Annotated in this window: 2 protein-coding genes; both read right to left on the reverse strand. The window is 59.7% G+C overall.

What is annotated here, in order from left to right; all coding sequences use genetic code 11:
* Nucleotides 1–161 precede the first annotated feature (161 nt).
* Nucleotides 162–1,562, reverse strand: coding sequence for an ABC transporter permease (locus WB402_RS01645; protein ID WP_424205105.1), 1,401 nt, complete (start codon nt 1,560–1,562; stop codon nt 162–164).
* 4 nt (nt 1,563–1,566) lie between these two features.
* A complete protein-coding gene (locus WB402_RS01650; RefSeq protein WP_424205106.1) occupies nt 1,567–2,544 on the reverse strand; it encodes an ABC transporter permease in 978 nt (325 codons plus the stop codon).
* Between the last annotated feature and the right edge of the window lie 104 nt (nt 2,545–2,648).

Below are 2,648 nucleotides of genomic sequence, written 5' to 3' on the forward strand. Positions count from 1 at the left end.
GAACCCGCGCAGCGGGCGCCGACCAGGGGGCGTGCTTTCTTTGGTTTCTTTCTTTGCACGAGCAAAGAAAGAGACTCGCCCGCGGTGCGGGGAACCGCAATTAGTTGTTGATCGCGGGCGAAGCCCGCTCAACAAAGAGGTACCAGCATGCCGCATAAGAATCATTTCCGTAGCCTCGGATCAAACGCATCCCGCACCGCGTCGGAAAACAGATTCGCCGACAACACGAGTCCGAACATGAACACGAACGCTGACGCCAGACTCCACCAAACGACCGGCTCGCGCGCCATTTCCAGCCGCGCGCTGTTGATCATGTTGCCCCAGCTGTCCATGGTCGGGTCCACGCCCACCCCCACGTACGACAGCACTGCCTCGGCCAGCACCAGCCCGCTGAAATCCAGCACTACCGTGATAAGGACGATGTGCATGACGTTGGGCAGGATATGACGCGCCATGACCGACACGTGACTTGAGCCCAAGGCGCGCGCGGCCTGGAGGTAGTCCATCTCGCGTAGCTTCAAGGTTTCCCCGCGCAGCAGCCGGCACAGGCTGGTCCAGCTGGTCACGCCGAGAATCAGACACAGGAACAACAGCCGGATGTCGGCCCGCTCCGTCGCGCTGTGAAACGAGTCGGGATGGGTGCCGACGTACACCTGCAGACTCAGGATGGCGGCGGCGATCAGCAGCACACCGGGAATCGAGCTCAGTGTCGTGTAGGTGTACTGGATGACGTCATCGACCCAGCCGCGGAAATAGCCGGCCATGATCCCGAATACGGCGGCAAACGGCAGCATCACCAGCGTGGTGAGCGTGCCGATCACGAGACCGGTGCGGATGCTTTTCAGGGATTTGTAAAAGACATCCTGGCCCACCTGATCAGTACCGAGGATGTGATAGACCTGTGACAGGCTGACAGCATTCAAGGTGAGCACGATCAAAATGCCCGTCGTCACCCAGATCGTGCGCCACGGAACTTGACTCTCGCCGCGACAAAGTCGAAGCACTGCTTGTCTCCACGATTCCATGCGCTCACGCCACAGCATCAGAAAACCAGCGACCAGCGGTATCCACAGCGCGAGACCTGTCAGCGTGGCTTGGCCAATCCGCCGTGTAATATCCGCCATGCGCTCACCCGGGTCTTGCAGATGCGCCCCACCGTATAACAAGCGCGGATATTCCCGTGCATGCCGACCATCGGGATACTCCATGGTTTCCTTGGTGTAGGCCTGAATGGCGAACGGAGCGGAATAGGTTTTCTCCAAGCGAGTGCGCAGGAGTGTCGTCATCTTGTCCAGCAAACTCAGCACCTCATTCGAATAGACCCGCTCGCCCTGCTTTTGGGTCTCAAGCAAAGGCCGGTAATGCACCGAGTCCATAAGCCCAAGGCCTACATAAACCGATAACACAACCAGGGAAGCCATGGCCATCGGCCGACGAGATACCTGCCGCCACGGCACGCGAAGGTGTTCGTGGCGCAGGGTGTAGAACGCGAAGACAATTACCGAAATCACCAGCAGGTAAATCAGAAGATCAGTCCAGAGGAATTCGAGCTGAAAGGGCATGGCGCTAGCTCAGCCTCACGCGCGGATCGACCAGCGTGTAGGTGATATCGGTGAGGATCAGCCCCAGGATGTACAGCACCGAACCGAGGAACACCATGGCGCGTACGATGGCGAAGTCCTGCGAGTTGATCGCGTCGATGGTGTAACTGCCAAGACCGGGAATTCCGAAGAACGACTCCATGATGAGGCTGCCGGTAAACAGCAACGGGATCACGACCACGACGCCGGTCAGGATTGGAATCATGGCGTTCTTGAGCACATGGCGGAACAGCACACGCGGTTCCGACAGACCCTTGGCGCGCGCGGTGCGAACGTAATCCTTGCCGATCTCCTCGAGAAAAAACGTACGGTACAGGCGCGTGCTCGAACCGATGCCGCTCACGACCCCGACCAATACCGGCAGCACCAGGAACTTGATCGCATCCATGCCGATGTCATAACCCGAGACCGGCACCAGGCGCAGCAGCATACTGACCAGGTATTGCCCGCCGATGACGTAAAACAGCGTGGAGACGGACATCATGATGACGCACAGCACCACGCCCGCGGTGTCGAGATAGCTCCCGCGTAAAAAGGCAAGCAGCATGGCAAACGTGATATCCACCAGAATGCCGACCAGAAAAATCGGCAGGGCGATGGCGAGACTCGGCCACATACGTTGACGGATGTCGTAACCGATATTGCGGCCGTTGTCGGAGCGGCCGAATTCGAGCGCGAACAGGCGCAGTGAATGTTTGTAAAAGATGGTGTCGGTGAGCTTTTCCGCGCCGGCGCCGGAGACGTTGTACAGCAACGGCTTGTTGTAGCCGCGGTCCTCTTTCCACTTGGCGATCGCCTCGGGCGTGACGCGCTTGCCGCCCAGATGCACGCGCGCCATGTCGTCGGGGCTGTTGACGAAGAAGAACAGCGCGAAGGTGAGCAGATTCACGCCGATCAGGATCGGGATCGCGTACAACAAGCGGCGGATGATATAGGCGATCACTGCGCCGCCTCCGAAAGGCCGTGCAGAACAACTTCGCTGCTCTGTCGGCGGCCTGCGCCGATTCGCCGGTCGCATCCCCGCGCTATGCGCGGGGGGCGCCCCGG

The organism is Sulfuricaulis sp. (genome assembly GCF_049587675.1).
In the GTDB taxonomy this organism is placed as follows: domain Bacteria; phylum Pseudomonadota; class Gammaproteobacteria; order Acidiferrobacterales; family Sulfurifustaceae; genus Sulfuricaulis.